Origin of the sequence: Streptomyces sp. NPDC048484 (assembly GCF_040651415.1) — a bacterium.
GTDB lineage: Bacteria > Actinomycetota > Actinomycetes > Streptomycetales > Streptomycetaceae > Streptomyces.
This window is the reverse complement of the sequence record NZ_JBEZJY010000037.1, coordinates 50,536-64,956: the sequence shown is the minus strand read 5'-3', so window position 1 is coordinate 64,956 and position 14,421 is coordinate 50,536. Positions and strand designations below refer to the sequence as shown.

Below are 14,421 nucleotides of genomic sequence, written 5' to 3'. Positions count from 1 at the left end.
CCCCCACCCACACACACCGAGAGCCGCACTTCACTCCCCGAACAACGGAGTTCACGATGAAGGACAGCGCCACGGCTGCCCAGCAGGCACCTTCCGAGAAGCGCACCACGCGCGATCTGACCCGGGCCGCCGTCTCGGGCTGGCTCGGTACGGCCATGGAGTTCATGGATTTCCAGCTCTACTCGCTGGCCGCCGCCATCGTCTTCAACAGGCTCTTCTTCCCGGACGTCAGCCCCGCCATCGGCCTGATCGCGGCGATGGCCACGTACGGCGTCGGGTACGTCGCCCGGCTCGCCGGAGCCGTCTACTTCGGACGGATGGGCGACCGGCTCGGCCGTAAGAAGGTCCTGTACATCACCATCCTGCTGATGGGTGCCTCCACCACCCTCATCGGCGCCCTGCCCACGTACGCCACCATCGGCATCGCGGCACCGATCCTGCTCGTCGCGCTGCGGCTGGTCCAGGGCTTCGGCGCCGGCGCCGAGATCGCCGGCGCGACCGTGATGCTCGCCGAGTACGCCCCCGTCCGCCGGCGCGGCCTGGTCTCCTCGCTGGTGTCCCTCGGCACGAACTCCGGGACCCTCGCCGCGTCGGGCCTGTGGGCCGTTCTGCTCACCGTCCTCAGTGAGGACCAACTCCTGTCCTGGGGATGGCGGCTGCCCTTCCTGCTGAGTTTTGTGCTGATGATCCTCGCGGCCTGGATGCGCCGCGGCCTCAAGGAGAGCCCGGTCTTCGAGGAGCGCCCCGACGTGGTCGACGGTGTGGCGTTGCCCCGTGGCGAGGTCGAGTCCGCCGGCGTCACCGTCGGCAAGCGCGACGGAAACGTCCTGGCCGCCGCGGTCCGTCAGCGCAAGGGCAAGGCGTTCTTCCTGGCGCTGGGGCTGCGGTTCGGGCAGGCGGGCAACTCCGGACTGATCCAGACGTTCCTCGTGGGCTACCTCGCCACCAACCTCGCCGTCGACCGTTCCGTCCCGACGGACGCGATCGTCTACGGATCGCTCCTGGGCTTCGTGACCGTGCCGGTGGTCGGTCTCCTCGGTGACCGCTTCGGACGACGGGTCGTGTACCTCACGCTCAGCCTGCTGACCGCCGTCATCGCCTTCCCGGTGATGCTCCTCATCACCTCGGGCTCCACCGCGGGCGTCATGGTCGGCATGGTTCTCGGCCTGAACGTCGGAGTCCTCGGACTGTTCTCGGTGGAGAGCGTCACCATGGCCGAACTCTTCGGCGCCCGCAGCCGGTTCACCCAGCTCGCCCTCGCCAAAGAGGTCGGAGGCATCCTCGCCACCGCGATCGGCCCGGTCCTCGCGGCCACGCTCACAGCACTCACCGACAGCTGGTGGCCCATCTCCGCGATGCTCGTCGTCTACTCGCTCATCACCTTCGTCAGCGCGTACCTCGCCCCCGAGACCCGCGGACGCGACCTGGTCCGGCTGGAGGACGCCGTATGAACACCGTCACCAACCCCATCGACAACACAGCCGACACAGCAGACACAACGGCCGCGGGGCGACCCGGGATGAGGGCGGTCGTCGTACACGGCCCGGGCGATGTGCGCATCGACGAGCGCGCCCGGCCGGTGCCCGGCCCCGGCGAGGTACTGCTGGCCATGGAGTGGGGCGGCATCTGCGGATCCGACATCGCGTACTGGCGCAACGGCGCGTCCGGGACCGCCTCCCTCAAGCACCCGCTGGTGCTCGGGCACGAGTTCGCCGGCCGGATCGCCGAGCTGGGTGCGCAGGTCACCGGTCTGAGCGAAGGGCAGCCAGTCACCGTCCACCCGGCTCAGACGGTCGGGGACGGCGTGCTCCCCGAGCGCATCGCCGGACGGACCAACCTCCACCCGCGCGTCCGCTACTTCGGCTCGGCGGCCTTCGACCCGCACACCGACGGCGGTTTCAGCGAGTACCGGACAGTGCCCGCAGCGCAGATCCGCTCGCTGCCCGACGGCGTCGGCACCGAACAGGGCGCCCTCGCCGAACCGTTGGCCGTCGCCCTGCACGCCGTCGGCCGCATCCCCGACCTGCGCGGACGTACGGTCCTGGTCAACGGCTGCGGTCCGATCGGTTCCCTGGTCGTGGCCGCCGCCCGCCACCGCGGTGCCGGCACGGTGATCGCCGCCGACCTGGCCGCGGCGTCCCTTGCCGTCGCCGGTGCCATGGGCGCCGACGAAACGCGCGATCTCTCCCGCGGCGACGTCCTGCCCGCGGACGTCGACGTGGTGTTCGAGGCATCCGGGGCTTCGGCCGCGCTGGGCCCGGTACTGCGGGCCACTGCCCGGGGCGGAACTCTCGTGCAGGTCGGCAATCTGCCCGGCGTGGCGGTCCCCGCCGTGCTCGGCGACCTGGTGACCAGGGAAATCACCTGGATCGGCTCCTACCGCTTCGTCGAGGAGATCGACGACGCGCTCCGCGCACTCCGGGACGGCCTGGACGTGAGCCCGCTGATCACCCACCGCTTCCCCCTGGAACAGGCCGAGGAGGCCCTTGCCGTCGCCGCCGACCCCAGGAGCGGGAGCAGCAAGGTCATGCTGCGCCTCGCCGCTGAGCGGCGCTCCGCACCCTGAGGGGCGACCTGCACCTTGAGGGGCGACCGGCACCCTGAGAGGTGACACACCTGCACCCTGTACGGCGCCACCCGTACGGCACCACCCGTACCGCGCCCCACGCGTTCACCGTCTGCCAGGAGCGACCTGTGTCCACACCGCCCTCTGCCACCACGGCTACTGCCACTGCTGCTGCTGATGGCGACGACGACCGGACGTCGATCGACATCGACATCGTCTGTGTCGGAGAGACGATGGCTGTCCTCAGCCCGCCGGACGACCGCCCGCTCGCCGAGCAGCCCGCACTGCGTCTGGCTGTCGGCGGCGCCGAATCCAACGTCGCCTGCGGAGTGGCCGGACTCGGACACCGCGCTGCCTGGCTGAGCCGCCTGGGCGACGACCCGTTCGCCCACCGCATCCTGGCCGAACTCACCGCACGCGGCGTGGACGTGAGCGGCGTCGAGATCGATCGCGAGCAGCCGACCGGGGTCTACTTCAAGGACCCCGGCCCGCACCGCACTCGCACGCACTACTACCGTCGCGGATCGGCGGCATCCCGGATGGGACCGGAGTTGGCCCCGCACCCGGTGCTCAGGCGGGCGCGTATCGTGCACCTCTCGGGCATCACCGCGGCCCTCTCCGACACCTGCGCCGGCCTGCTGGAAGCTCTGCTCGCCGGACGTCACAACCCCACCCCGTCAGGCCAGTCGTCAGACCAGTCGTCAGGACGGTTGTCCGGACAGCTCGTCTCCTTCGACGTGAATCACCGCTCGGCTCTCTGGCAGGCCGGCGGCGCCGACGCCGCGGTGGCGCTGCTGGCGCTCGCCCGCGTGGCGGACATCGTCTTTGTCGGACGGGACGAGGCCGAGGAGCTGTGGGGCACCGCCGCCCCGGACGACGTCGCGGACCTCCTGGGCGCCGCACCTGTGGTTGTCGTCAAGGACGCCGAGCACGGAGCCACCTCGTATGTCGGTGGGGTGCGCACGTTCGTGCCTTCGCCGCCGACCAGAGTGGTAGAAGCGGTGGGCGCCGGAGACGCGTTCGCGTCCGGTTACCTGGTCGGCGTGCTGGAGGACCGCGACGAGCGTTCCCGGCTGCGGCTGGGCCACCTTGCGGCGGTCACTGCGCTGCGGACCAGGGACGACGCCCCCGTGATGCCCCCGCGCACGGAGACCGACCCGCGCCTGGCCCTGGACGACGAGGCCTGGGCCGCCATGACCCCCCGCTGACGGAATCACCGGGAACAGGCTTTAGGGCACCCCACTGTGACATCCGGCCTTCCCTGCCGGTCGGCAGGCGTACCTGTGGGCGGCACGTTGTGCCGCGTCACCGACCTGCGACTGGCCGGCGTCCCCGACCCCGTGGTGCGGCTGCTGGAACTGATCGGCGCCGACGCGGTACTCGAGGGGACAGGGGGCGGGGAGCGGAGGTCACTTGAGTGACCGGTGACCTCCAGAGGTCGGCAAGCCGGGCCGTGCGCCGCGGGCAAGCTCAGGCGGGCAGCCTCGTGTCGACGACGAAGCTGATCTCAACGACCTGGCCGGCCAGGGTCAGTTCGGTGACGCCCAAGACTGTGCTGGCCGGACGGTGGTCGCCGAAGTACTCCAGATTGCCCTCCGCCGTCGCCGCGGCGTTCTGCCGCAGGTTCACCACGTACAGGGTCTGCGAGACGACCTGGTTCCGGGTGACGCTGTAGTGGTCCAGGACCTTGTCCGCGTTGGCGTAGGTCTGCTTGAGCTGGGCGGCGAAGTCGTACGCGTGGTGAAACTCTCCCGCCTCGTCGAACGCCAGCTGTCCGGAGACATGGATCAGAGCGCCGGACCTGATCGCCTGGGAGTAGCCGAAGTCGCTCTCGGCCGGCACATCGTGGTTGAAGACATCAATGGTGGACAAGGTGCTCACCCTTCTGGTCTGGTTCATGCTCTCTTGTGGTTACTCGGGAACTGTAGGAGAGTGGCCGTCGACCTGGAAGAATGAACTTTTCGGTGATTGAGGAACCTGATGGTGACCAAGCAGCTCAAGGGCCTGCCCGAGGACGCCGACCTGAGGCGCGCGGACTCTCTGGCGCGCGAGATCTTTTCGGACGTCGCCAACAAGTGGGCGTTCCTGATCATCGAGGCGCTCGGTGAGCGCACGCTGCGCTTCAGTGAGTTGCGGACCGAGGTCGAGGGCATCAGTCACAAGATGCTCACCCAAAACCTGCGCATGCTGGAGCGCTACGGCTTGGCGGAGCGGAAGGTGTACCCCACCGTGCCGCCGCGGGTCGAGTACACCCTCACTGAGCCGGGCCGGGCCCTGCGCGCCACGGTCGACGGCATGTGCGGCTGGACCCACCAGTACCTCGGCCACATCGAGGACGCGCGCCGTCACTTCGACGGCTGATGGGCGCGTAGCACCACGCTCACGCTGTGTGCGTCCTGGACGGCAGCGGGCGACGCCGGCGACGGCACCTGTAAGGAGTTGAGGGTCGCCGACATCCTTGTTACAGACTAGGGCTGGTCATCAGGTGGCGGGGCGGGGCGGGGCGGGGCGGGGCGGGACGGGACAAGGGCGGTGCATGGCGTGGCACGGGCGGCGACGGGCGACGGTACGGGGCAGACCGGCTCAAGGCGCTGGCCGCTCCTGACGGCGGTGGCGGTCGATTCGCTGGGCACGGGCCTGTACCTCCCGCTGTCACTGCTGTACTTCCTTGAAGTCACTGATCTGGATGTGGCAGAGATCGGTGTGCTCGTCAGCGTGAGCACCGCGCTGACCCTGCCGTTGCCGTTGGTCGTCGGACGGCTGGTGGACCGGCTCGGGCCGCGGCTGGTGGTCGCCGGCGGCCAGGCCTTGCAGGGGCTTGGTTTCCTGCTCTACCTGGCGGTCTCCGGGGCGGGCTCACTGGTGACCGCGATGCTGGTGACGACGGCCGGCCTGCGGGTCTACTGGTCCTCGATCTTCACCCTCATCGCCGACCAGGCGGACACCGAAGGGGTGGACGCCAAGGACCACTGGTTCGCCCGGACCTGGATGATCCGGGAAGCGGGCGCCGGCGGCGGGGCGCTGCTCGCGGGCGCGGTACTCGTCGTCGACTCCGCGCGCGTCTACGACGGGCTGATTCTCGCCAGCGCGGTGGCGTTCCTGGCCGCCGCGCTGGTGGTCGTCTACGCGGTGCCCTCCACCCCGCACGCCCTGCCACCGGCCGAGGGCCCCTCCGGCTATCGGGCGCTGTTGCGGGACCGCCCCTACCTCGCACTGATCGGGACATGCACGCTCTTTGCCCTGTGCAGCTCGTTCCTGTCTCTGTCCCTGCCCGTGTACGTCGTTCAGGGACTGTCCGGACCGAGCTGGGCGCCCGGCCCTCTCCTGGCCCTGAACACCCTGCTGCTCGCGACCTGCACGGCGGCCGTCACCCGCTTCGTGCGGCGCCGCTGTACCCGGGCCCGCGCCATGGCCTGGGCCGGCGGACTGTGGACGCTGTGGTGCGCCGCGTCCGCAGCGGCCGTCCTGCTGCCGTCCCCGGCGCTGGTGCCGTTCCTGGTGGCAGTGGTGGTGTGCTACACGGTCGCGGAGATGACCTACGGATCCGCGTCGAACGCGCTTGCCGCGGACGCGGCGCCGCCCGGGTCACGAGGCACCTACCTGGCGGCGTTCCAGTACTCCTTCGCCGGCGCGAACGTCGTCGCGCCGACCCTGTTCGGTCTGCTCTTCAGCCACAACCGCCTGCTGCCCTGGCTCGCCGTGGGCCTGCTCGCCGCACTGGGCGCGGCCCTGATGCTGCGCCTGGAGCACCGGCTGCCGCAGGAGGACCGAACACCGCGGCACGAAACCGGCATCCGGAAGGAGGCGCCGGAAAGTGGCCACGAGCGAACCTCATCAGGGCAGCGCCCTCCGAGCTCCGGTCTGCCTCGGGGCAGCCAGGAATAGACCGTCGACCGTGGCCGGCCGGGCCGCCACGCTGGATTCGCCCTGCCACCGCACGGGCCCGTTCGGAGTCGTGATCACGTCGCTGGGAAAGCATTGGACGGGGTGATGTTCGGGTCTGTAGCTTGCAGTTGACCGTGACACCGCCCGAGGAGGTGAGACCCATGAACGCAGCAGAGATGTGGGTGCTCCCCCTTTCCGTCACGGCCGGCGATTGACGTAGGTGTCGCCGGGAGCGCCTGTCCGACAAGGCACTCCCGAAAGGCAACACCTATGCGCTCTCAGCAGTTCACCGCCGAGCCGCCGGCGAACGACGGGGTCGAGCGTGACTCCACGGTGGGCGACGTCCCCGGAGTTCTCCGGTCACCGGCCTCCGGCGCCGATCGCACGCCCCTCATGTTCGACGTGATCATTGCCGGGTGCGGGCCGACCGGCGCGATGCTGGCCGCCGAACTGCGGCTGCACGATGTACGGGTACTCGTTCTGGAGAGGGAAACCGAGCCCGTGTCGTTCGTCCGCATCGTCGGTCTGCACATTCGCAGTCTTGAGCTGATGGCGATGCGCGGGCTGCTGGATCGCCTGCGCGAACACGGCAGACAGCGTCCGGCCGGCGGATTCTTCGCAGCCATCAACAAGCCCGCGCCCCAGGGCCTGGATTCCGCGCACGCCTATCTGCTGGGCATCCCGCAGCCGGTCATCGTCCACCTGCTCGAAGCACATGCGACCCAACTGGGTGCGCAGATCCGGCGCGGTTGCGCGGTCGCCGGTTTCGAGCAGGACGACGAGGGTGTGACCGTCGAACTGGCCAGTGGGGGCACCCCCGCCAGTGAGGGCGTAGCCGGCGGGGGAGGCGAACAGCTGCGTTCGCGCTATCTCGTCGGCTGTGACGGCGGGCGCAGCACGGTGCGCAAACTGCTCGGCGTCGGCTTCCCCGGTGAGCCCTCACGGACCGAGACGCTGATGGGCGAGATGGAAGTGGGCGCGCCGCAGGAGGAGATCGCCGCCAAGGTGGCCGAAATCCGCGAGACCCATCAGCGATTCTGGCTCCGGCCCTTCGGCGAAGGGGTCTACAGCGTCGTGGTCCCCGCCGCGGGAGTCAGCGACCGCGCGGAACCGCCCACCCTCGAGGATTTCAAACAACAGCTGCGCACCGTCGCCGGAACCGATTTCGGCGTGCACTCCGCGCGCTGGTTGTCCCGCTTCGGGGATGCCACCCGGCTGGCCGAACGGTATCGGGTCGGGCGGGTGCTGCTGGCCGGCGATGCGGCACACATCCATCCACCCACCGGCGGGCAGGGCCTCAACCTGGGCGTTCAGGACGCCTTCAACCTCGGCTGGAAACTGGCCGCACAGATCCGCGGCTGGGCGCCGGAAACACTGCTGGACACCTACCAGGCCGAACGTCATCCGGTCGCCGAGGACGTACTGGACAACACCCGTGCCCAGATGGAACTGCACTCCAGCGAACCGGGCCCGCAGGCCCTGCGCAGGCTGCTCACCGAACTGATGGACTTCGACGAGGTGAACCGCCGTCTCATCGAGAAGATCACCGCGATCGGCATCCGCTACGACTTCGGCGAAGGCCCCGACCTGCTCGGCCGCCGCCTGCCCGACATCGACATGAAACACGGTCACCTCTACGATCTGCTGCAGCGCGGCCGCGGACTGCTCCTCGACCGCACCGAACGCCTGACCGTCGGCGGCTGGGCGGACCGGGTCGATCACCTCGCGGACTCCACCGCGGCACTGGATGTTCCCTGCGTCCTGCTGCGCCCCGATGGCCACGTCGCCTGGATCGGCGACGATCAGCAGGATCTGGACGACCACCTCTCCCGCTGGTTCGGCAAGCCCGCCAACTGATTTCGCCCGAGCAACCGAAAAGGCCTGTACGGAGGATCGGAACGGCCGACGTCGCCTGCCGCGGCACCGGCAGGAAGAGGCGGATCACAGTGTCTGATGCAGCGGCAGGTGCAGGTGGAGTTCGTAGCCCCCGTCGGGTGCGGGGCCGGCAGTGACCGTACCGCCCAGGAGTTCGGCTCGTTGGCGCAGCCCGGCCAGGCCGTGGTGGGCGCCGGGCAGGAGCAGGGCGGGCCGGGTGGGGGCCGTGTTGATGACGGTGGCGTGCACGGTGCTGTCCTGGTGTTGGACACGGATGACAGCGGTGGCGCCGGGCGCGTGTTTCCGGACGTTGGTGAGCGCCTCCTGGATGGCGCGGTAGAGGGCGCGTTGGAGGGGCGCTGGGAGGTCTTCGGGCAGGTCGGTGTGCAGGCTTGCTTCGATACCGCTGGTGTCGATGAGGCGTTGCAGGTCGGCCAGGGAGGGCTGCGGGGTCAGCTCGGTGGGGCGGCTGCCGGCGGCTCGCAGAACGCTCACCATGTGCCGCAGTTCCTCCAGGGTCTGCACGCTCAGCTGTCTGATGGTGGCTGCGGCTTCGCGCGTCGGTGCGTCGTGACTGGCCACCTGGAGGGCCCCGGCGCGGACCGCGATCAGGCTGACCTGGTGGGACACGACGTCGTGCATCTCCCGGGCGAGCTGGGCGCGTTCTTTGGCCAGCACACTTTGGGCCAGGAGTTCACGTTCGTGTTCGCGGGCCTGGGAGATTTCGGTCAGCCGCAGCGACAACTCGCGTCGGGCCTGGACGAGTTGGCCGAGGAAGACCGGCGCGGCCGCAGTGGCCAGGCTGTAGGTGACGGTGACCAGGTCGGAGGAGTCGGAGAGATCGGCGAAGGCAGGTTCGGGCCAGGTCCAGTAGGTGAGGTCGCAGGTGGCAAGAGCCAGCGCGCCGAGCGCCAGCAGGACCCGGTGGCGGTTGAGCGAGGCCAGGGCGTACAGCGCGGCCAGCGGGGCGAATATCGCGTCGCTGACCAGAGCGGCGGGAAGGGTGAGCAGGAAGGCCGGCAGCGGCACATGGCGGCGCAGGGCCAAAGCGGCGGTGGCCAGCAGGGCCGCGGCTCTGCGCAGCGGTTCGTCGGACTCCTCGTGCACCCAGATGTCCAGCAGGGAGACGGCGATCAGCAGGACGTCCAGCACGGGGGCGGGTACGCGGCGGGTTTTCACCCCTCCTCCTGGGAATCCGGCGCCTTGAGCAGGCCGGCTCGTTCGGCCAGCAGGGCAGCCTGGACGCGGCTGACCACCCGCAGTTTGGACAGTACGGCGCTCACGTGATCCTTGACCGTGCCGGTGCTCAGATACAGCCGCGCTCCGATGGCGGTGTTGGACAGTCCTTCGGCGATCAGGATCAGCACGGCGCGTTCCCGGTCGGTCAGCGCTTCGACGCGGCGCATGGCGGCGTGCTGGGGGCCGTTGTCGAGGTAGCCGTGTACGACGGTGCGGGTGACGGAGCCGGACAGCACGACGCCGCCTTCGGCCAGGTTGCGCACCAGTACGGGCAGTTGCACGGGATCGGTGTCCTTGAGCAGGAACCCGGCCGCCCCCGAGCGCAGGGCGGCGGCCACGTATTCGTCCATGTCGAACGTGGTGAGCATGGCCACCACCGGCGGCTGGGGAAGCCGCCGCAACTGGGCCAGTACCGTCAGCCCGTCCACGTCCGGCATCCGGATGTCCAGCAGCACCACGTCCGGACGCAATTCCCCGGCCGCAGCCACTGCTTGGCCGCCCGCGACCGCGGCCACCACCTCGATGTCGCCGGCCGCGGACAGAATGTGTTCGAAGCCCGTTCGGACCAACGCTTCGTCGTCGACCACCAGTACGCGTATCACGTGCGCCCCCCTGTCGGCGTGCGACCGCTTGGGGATTCGTATCACGCAGAAGACCGCTCGGAGGTTCCCTCGGCGCTGTTTTCCGTTGGGCGACGGAAGGCTTCCAGCCGGTCGGCGGGACGATGGCCGCCACCTGCCGGATGGGCGTGCGACCCGGGCCACGCCAGCCTGAAACCCATGACCCACGACGCGCCCCCGGCCCCCGCACCCGCCCATCCGCAACCAGGCCCGCTGCCGGACCGGCCACCCAGCGCCTCGCGCCCGCCCTCAGCCGGTCGGCTCATCGGCCTCGATCTCGCCCGCGGCCTGGCCGTCTTCGGCATGTACGCCGCTCATGTGGGCCCCGAGCCGACGGTGGGCGGGCCCCTGGGCTTTCTCGCCGAACTCGCCCGCGGCCGGTCCTCCGCACTGTTCGCCGTGCTCGCCGGGTTCTCCCTCGTCCTCATCACCGGCCGCCCGCAGCCGCGCACCGGGCGGGCCGGCCGGCAGGCAGCGGGCCGTATCGTCGTCCGTGCGCTGATCCTGATCGCCGCGGGCTATGCGCTGACCGCCCTGGACACCGACGTCGACGTCATCCTCGCCTTCTACGGGCTGATCTTCCTGATCATCCTGCCGTTGCACCGGTTACGGGCCCGCACCCTGGCGATACTGGCCGGTGCGAGTGCTCTGCTCATGCCCGTGCTCCTGTACGTGATCCAGCGGGCCGTCCAAGGCGGCGACTGGGCCGACATGGTCATCGCCGCGGATCCACTGGCGCGCGTCAGCGAAACCGACGGTTTGCTGGAGCTGTTGTTCACCGGCGAGTACCCGGTGCTCACGTGGATGCCGTTCATGATCACAGGCATGGCGGTCGCCCGCCTCGATCTCACCCAGGGCCGGATCCGCAACCGCCTGGCCGCCACCGGCGGCGGGCTCGCCGTGCTCGGCTATGGCGGATCCTGGCTGGCCCTGAACTTCATCCCGCACGCCCGCGCCACGGTCGCCGCGGCCACGGACGGCACCGGGACGGCCTCCGCCTGGTGGTCGGACACCGTCGGCTACCCCACCGACGAAACCCCGGCCGCCTGGCTGCTGGTAGCTGCACCCCACAGCCAGACGACCTTCTCCATCCTGGGCAACACCGGCGTCGCCCTGCTCGTGGTGGCCGCCTGCGTCACCGCCGCCGCCCGGATGCCGCGCCTGACACGGCTGGCCCGGCCGGTCGCCGCCGTCGGCATGATCGCGCTGTCCGCGTACGTCGGCCACATCCTCGCCATTCACCAGCTCGGCATGGAAGAAGACACCGGCCCGGCCCTGATCGCACTCGGCGGGTTCATCGCAGCCGCCATGCTGCTGGCAACCATCTGGACGCGCTACTTCCGTCGCGGTCCGCTGGAGTACTTACTCCACCACGCCACCCGCGTCACCCGCCACATCAAGTGACACCCGACCTCGGCGCCGCACCCTGGACCGGCCACGCAGTCGCGCGACGGACCAGCCCGGACCGCCTGGCACGGCTTTGACACCGCACAGTCCCCCTCTGCGGGCAACCGTGATCAGGCGCTCGGCCGCTGCCCTCGGACACACGAGGGCAGCGGCCGGGTACGGTCGGCCAACACTCGGCCGCCGCGTGGCGGTTCCACCGAACAGACCGGCCGCCCGGTGACGGCGCGCACCGGAGCGTGGGCATGACGTCATGGCCCTGGCTCGCCGACCGGAAACAGGTCCGGGCGCCGGCTTCCAAGAACCTGCGTGTGGTCCGCGCGGAGGAGTACGCTCGGGTTACCGAGAGTATTTCGCGCACCGGCGTCAATGCTCGTGTCGTTTTCGGCGATCGACTACATCGGGCCGGTTCCGACCGGTCCGGAGCAGGGTTCGCATCATGACTGCGACCTTTTCGTACGCGCCGACACCCGAAGACCAGCTCTCACCTCCGTTGCTCCGCATGTCGCTGGCTCCCGACGGTTCCGCACCGGCTCTTCTGGACGGCGCTTGGTGGCCCCGTTCCCGCGATCTCCGGGCGGAACTTCCTTCACTGACAGCCGTGCTCGATCCGCTGTGGGGCCGGATCACCAGGGTCACGGTGAATCCCACACACTGGCCGACCATTCCGCACAAGGTGCCCGTGAACGGGCATGTGGTGAAGGTGGGTTGGTTCCTGGGCGAGCAGGATCCGCACCAGTTGCTACTCCTCTCCTACGGCGTGGGCCGCTGGGATCTGCTGGTGATCCCTCCGCAGACGAGTCCCGTCTCGGCCGCCTGGTTGATGGCCGCCGCGAGCGACCCCCAGCGCACGTCGACCGCGAGCCGGCTGATGGAGGAGGCGGCACGCCTGCGTACAACAGCGACGGCCGACCGGGGCGTGGAGGAGGTCTGGGACTCCGAAGGAGGCCATGGGGCCCGCCGTCCGACCTCACGGCCACATGTCCCGGCAGTCACTGCTCCTGCACTCGGCATCCTCGCCGCCGCTCCTCAGGTTCCGATGCCGAATGCGGCGAAGGGAATGTGAGGGCCGTGGAGCTCTTCCTGACGGTGGTCGCGCTTCTGGCGATCGCCGTGCGCCTCCCGGACATCTCGGGTTCAGGGACACCATCCACGTAAAGAATGTGAGAACCATGAGTGTTCTGATCACTGTGCTGGTGGTGTTCGCCGTGGCCGGGCTGGTCCTTCTCGGCATGAGCCTGCGCAGCGTCCAGCAGTACGAGAAGGGCGTGGTGTTCCGCTTCGGGCGGCTGCTGCCGGACATCCGTGGGCCCGGCCTGCATGTCATACGGCCGATCGGCGACCAGATGCGGAAGGTGTCCGTGCAGACAGAGGTCCTCGGCATCCCGCCCCAGGGGTCCATCACCGCCGACAACGTGACGCTCACCGTCGACGCGGTCGTCTACTTCCGGGTCATCGACCCGGTCAAAGCCCTGGTCAACGTCCGCAACTACCCCGACGCCATCTCCCAGATCGCCCAGACCTCGCTCCGTGCGGTCATCGGCAGGGCCGACCTGGACACGCTCCTCTCCGACCGTGACCACATCAACTCGGAGCTCAAGAAGGTGATGGACGCGCCCACGGAGGAGCCCTGGGGACTGCGTATCGAACGCGTGGAGATCAAGGACATCGCCCTCCCGGAGTCGATGATGCGCTCCATGTCCAAGCAGGCCGAGGCCGAGCGTGAACGCCGTGCCCGGGTCATCGCCGCCGACGGTGAGTACCAGGCGTCCCAGCGGCTTGCCGACGCGGCGGCGACCATGGCCGACACTCCGGGCGCGCTCCAACTCCGCCTGCTGCAGACCGTGGTGGACGTCTCGGCGGAGAAGAACAGCACCCTGGTCATGCCGTTCCCTGTGGAGATGCTCCGCTTCTTCGAGCGCCAGAGCCTGGAGGCTGACGGCGAGTCCACCCGTCGGAGCATCCCGCATCCCGAACTTCCTGAACCGACCGCCCCCAGTCCGCCCACCGAGCTCGCCGATTCCCGCCACGGAGAGCCGACCGGATCTCTGAGCGGAGAGCGGGTCGGCTCCCGCGGAGAGCGGATCGGCAGTCGTGCGGCAGTGGCCCAAGAACGGCCGGACAACCGGCCGGCACGGGCGGACTCCGACTCCGGCACGTCACATGCCCACAGCTGATCCCGCCGTGGCCCGGGCAGTCGTCGTCTGAGCTGTACTTGTCGTCCGTCCCGACAACGCGCCCCTCGCTCCCTGGTTCGCGGGACGGTCACAGCTGACCGCCGCTGCCGTTGGGGGCGTACAGGTCGAGCAGCCGGGTGCGGGCCGAGCGCAGGCGGTGGGCGACGATGCCGCCCACCCATTCGGCGACCGCGAGGCCCAGAACCGAGTCGTCGTGGCACATCGCCCGTACGGCTGTGGCGTCGAACTCGTACGCCCGGACCGGGCTCGTCGTCCCGGCGCCCAGATGCCAGGAGTGCGGCGCGAACAGCCAGGACCACCCGACGAGTTCGTTGTGCCCGAGAGTCTCGATGACGGCCGCGCGGCGACCGGGTACGTGCATGTCGAGGTCGATGGTGCCGGTACGGATGATCCAGAACCGGTCGGCGCGTGCGCCCTCCTCGAAGAGGCGCGTGCCCTGGGGGATCGACACCTCGCGGGCGACCCGCATCAGCCGCTGCCGCTGCTCGGCGGGCAGCGCCCGCAACATGCTGGTGGTGGGGGGAGCGTTCATGACGGACCTCCAGGACGGGCCTACGGAACTGCTGCTTCCAGCGTGTTCGCGCGCCGCCGCGTCGGCGATGGGCCACCCGGCCTCATGAAGGGGCCGCCCGGT

Annotated in this window: 14 protein-coding genes; 10 read left to right on the top strand and 4 right to left on the bottom strand. The window is 69.8% G+C overall.

From position 1 onward, the window contains the following. The first annotated feature begins 56 nt into the window (after positions 1-56). The 4 genes from AB0D14_RS31860 (at position 57) to AB0D14_RS31845 (ending at position 3,987) form a co-directional block, all read left to right on the top strand. Positions 57-1,451, top strand: a complete 1,395-nt coding sequence (locus AB0D14_RS31860; protein WP_362786064.1) for an MFS transporter — start codon at positions 57-59, stop codon at positions 1,449-1,451. Beyond that, on the top strand, positions 1,448-2,566 hold the full coding sequence (locus AB0D14_RS31855; RefSeq protein ID WP_362786062.1) for an L-idonate 5-dehydrogenase: 1,119 nt from the start codon (positions 1,448-1,450) through the stop codon (positions 2,564-2,566). The genes AB0D14_RS31860 and AB0D14_RS31855 overlap by 4 nt, the downstream gene beginning before the upstream one ends. 128 nt (positions 2,567-2,694) lie before the next feature. Next, a complete protein-coding gene (locus AB0D14_RS31850) occupies positions 2,695-3,774 on the top strand; it encodes a sugar kinase (RefSeq protein WP_362786060.1) in 1,080 nt (359 codons plus the stop codon). A 75-nt stretch (positions 3,775-3,849) separates the two neighbouring features. Continuing rightward, positions 3,850-3,987: a hypothetical protein gene (locus AB0D14_RS31845; protein WP_362786058.1), complete on the top strand. Its 138-nt coding sequence runs from the start codon at positions 3,850-3,852 to the stop codon at positions 3,985-3,987. A gap of 49 nt (positions 3,988-4,036) precedes the next feature. Here the strand turns inward: AB0D14_RS31845 and AB0D14_RS31840 are convergent, their stop codons facing one another. After that, positions 4,037-4,438 carry a RidA family protein gene (locus AB0D14_RS31840; protein WP_362786056.1) on the bottom strand — a complete coding sequence of 134 codons (402 nt, stop codon included), beginning with the start codon at positions 4,436-4,438 and terminating at the stop codon, positions 4,037-4,039. 108 nt (positions 4,439-4,546) lie between these two features. On the opposite strand from AB0D14_RS31840, the gene AB0D14_RS31835 reads away from it, so the two are divergent. The 3 genes from AB0D14_RS31835 to rox all read left to right on the top strand — a co-directional run bounded on the left by AB0D14_RS31835 (position 4,547) and on the right by rox (position 8,308). Continuing rightward, positions 4,547-4,927 (top strand): helix-turn-helix domain-containing protein, encoded by a 381-nt coding sequence (locus AB0D14_RS31835; protein WP_362786055.1) that lies wholly within the window; start codon positions 4,547-4,549, stop codon positions 4,925-4,927. A gap of 180 nt (positions 4,928-5,107) precedes the next feature. Beyond that, entirely contained in the window at positions 5,108-6,451 is a 1,344-nt protein-coding gene (locus AB0D14_RS31830) for an MFS transporter (RefSeq protein ID WP_362786053.1), read from the top strand. Between the two features lie 270 nt (positions 6,452-6,721). Next, positions 6,722-8,308, top strand: coding sequence for a rifampin monooxygenase (rox, locus tag AB0D14_RS31825; protein ID WP_362786052.1), 1,587 nt, complete (start codon positions 6,722-6,724; stop codon positions 8,306-8,308). An 84-nt stretch (positions 8,309-8,392) separates the two neighbouring features. Here rox and AB0D14_RS31820 read toward each other — a convergent pair whose 3' ends face one another. Both AB0D14_RS31820 and AB0D14_RS31815 read right to left on the bottom strand, forming a co-directional pair. Next, positions 8,393-9,505 carry a histidine kinase gene (locus AB0D14_RS31820; RefSeq protein WP_362786050.1) on the bottom strand — a complete coding sequence of 371 codons (1,113 nt, stop codon included), beginning with the start codon at positions 9,503-9,505 and terminating at the stop codon, positions 8,393-8,395. Next, positions 9,502-10,167, bottom strand: coding sequence for a response regulator transcription factor (locus AB0D14_RS31815; RefSeq protein WP_362786048.1), 666 nt, complete (start codon positions 10,165-10,167; stop codon positions 9,502-9,504). Before AB0D14_RS31815 ends, AB0D14_RS31820 begins: the two co-directional genes overlap by 4 nt. A gap of 177 nt (positions 10,168-10,344) precedes the next feature. Between AB0D14_RS31815 and AB0D14_RS31810 the strand changes: the two genes are divergently transcribed. The 3 genes from AB0D14_RS31810 (at position 10,345) to AB0D14_RS31800 (ending at position 13,766) form a co-directional block, all read left to right on the top strand. Further along, the gene (locus tag AB0D14_RS31810) at positions 10,345-11,589 is read left to right on the top strand and encodes a DUF418 domain-containing protein (RefSeq protein ID WP_362786047.1); all 1,245 of its coding nucleotides are present in this window, start codon (positions 10,345-10,347) and stop codon (positions 11,587-11,589) included. Between the two features lie 439 nt (positions 11,590-12,028). Next, positions 12,029-12,655: a DUF5994 family protein gene (locus AB0D14_RS31805; protein WP_362786046.1), complete on the top strand. Its 627-nt coding sequence runs from the start codon at positions 12,029-12,031 to the stop codon at positions 12,653-12,655. A 106-nt stretch (positions 12,656-12,761) separates the two neighbouring features. Next, the gene (locus AB0D14_RS31800; protein WP_362786045.1) at positions 12,762-13,766 is read left to right on the top strand and encodes an SPFH domain-containing protein; all 1,005 of its coding nucleotides are present in this window, start codon (positions 12,762-12,764) and stop codon (positions 13,764-13,766) included. A gap of 88 nt (positions 13,767-13,854) precedes the next feature. Here AB0D14_RS31800 and AB0D14_RS31795 read toward each other — a convergent pair whose 3' ends face one another. Beyond that, positions 13,855-14,319 (bottom strand): cyclic nucleotide-binding domain-containing protein, encoded by a 465-nt coding sequence (locus AB0D14_RS31795; RefSeq protein ID WP_362786043.1) that lies wholly within the window; start codon positions 14,317-14,319, stop codon positions 13,855-13,857. Between the last annotated feature and the right edge of the window lie 102 nt (positions 14,320-14,421).

What these genes read in the sequence shown, in the direction of transcription:
- AB0D14_RS31860 (WP_362786064.1), top strand. Translation starts at nt 57, where the DNA reads ATGAAGGACAGCGCCACGGCTGCCCAGCAGGCACCTTCCGAGAAGCGC.
- AB0D14_RS31855 (WP_362786062.1), top strand. Translation starts at nt 1,448, where the DNA reads ATGAACACCGTCACCAACCCCATCGACAACACAGCCGACACAGCAGAC.
- AB0D14_RS31835 (WP_362786055.1), top strand. Translation starts at nt 4,547, where the DNA reads ATGGTGACCAAGCAGCTCAAGGGCCTGCCCGAGGACGCCGACCTGAGG.
- rox (WP_362786052.1), top strand. Translation starts at nt 6,722, where the DNA reads ATGCGCTCTCAGCAGTTCACCGCCGAGCCGCCGGCGAACGACGGGGTC.
- AB0D14_RS31810 (WP_362786047.1), top strand. Translation starts at nt 10,345, where the DNA reads ATGACCCACGACGCGCCCCCGGCCCCCGCACCCGCCCATCCGCAACCA.
- AB0D14_RS31805 (WP_362786046.1), top strand. Translation starts at nt 12,029, where the DNA reads ATGACTGCGACCTTTTCGTACGCGCCGACACCCGAAGACCAGCTCTCA.
- AB0D14_RS31800 (WP_362786045.1), top strand. Translation starts at nt 12,762, where the DNA reads ATGAGTGTTCTGATCACTGTGCTGGTGGTGTTCGCCGTGGCCGGGCTG.
- AB0D14_RS31795 (WP_362786043.1), bottom strand. Translation starts at nt 14,319, where the DNA reads ATGAACGCTCCCCCCACCACCAGCATGTTGCGGGCGCTGCCCGCCGAG.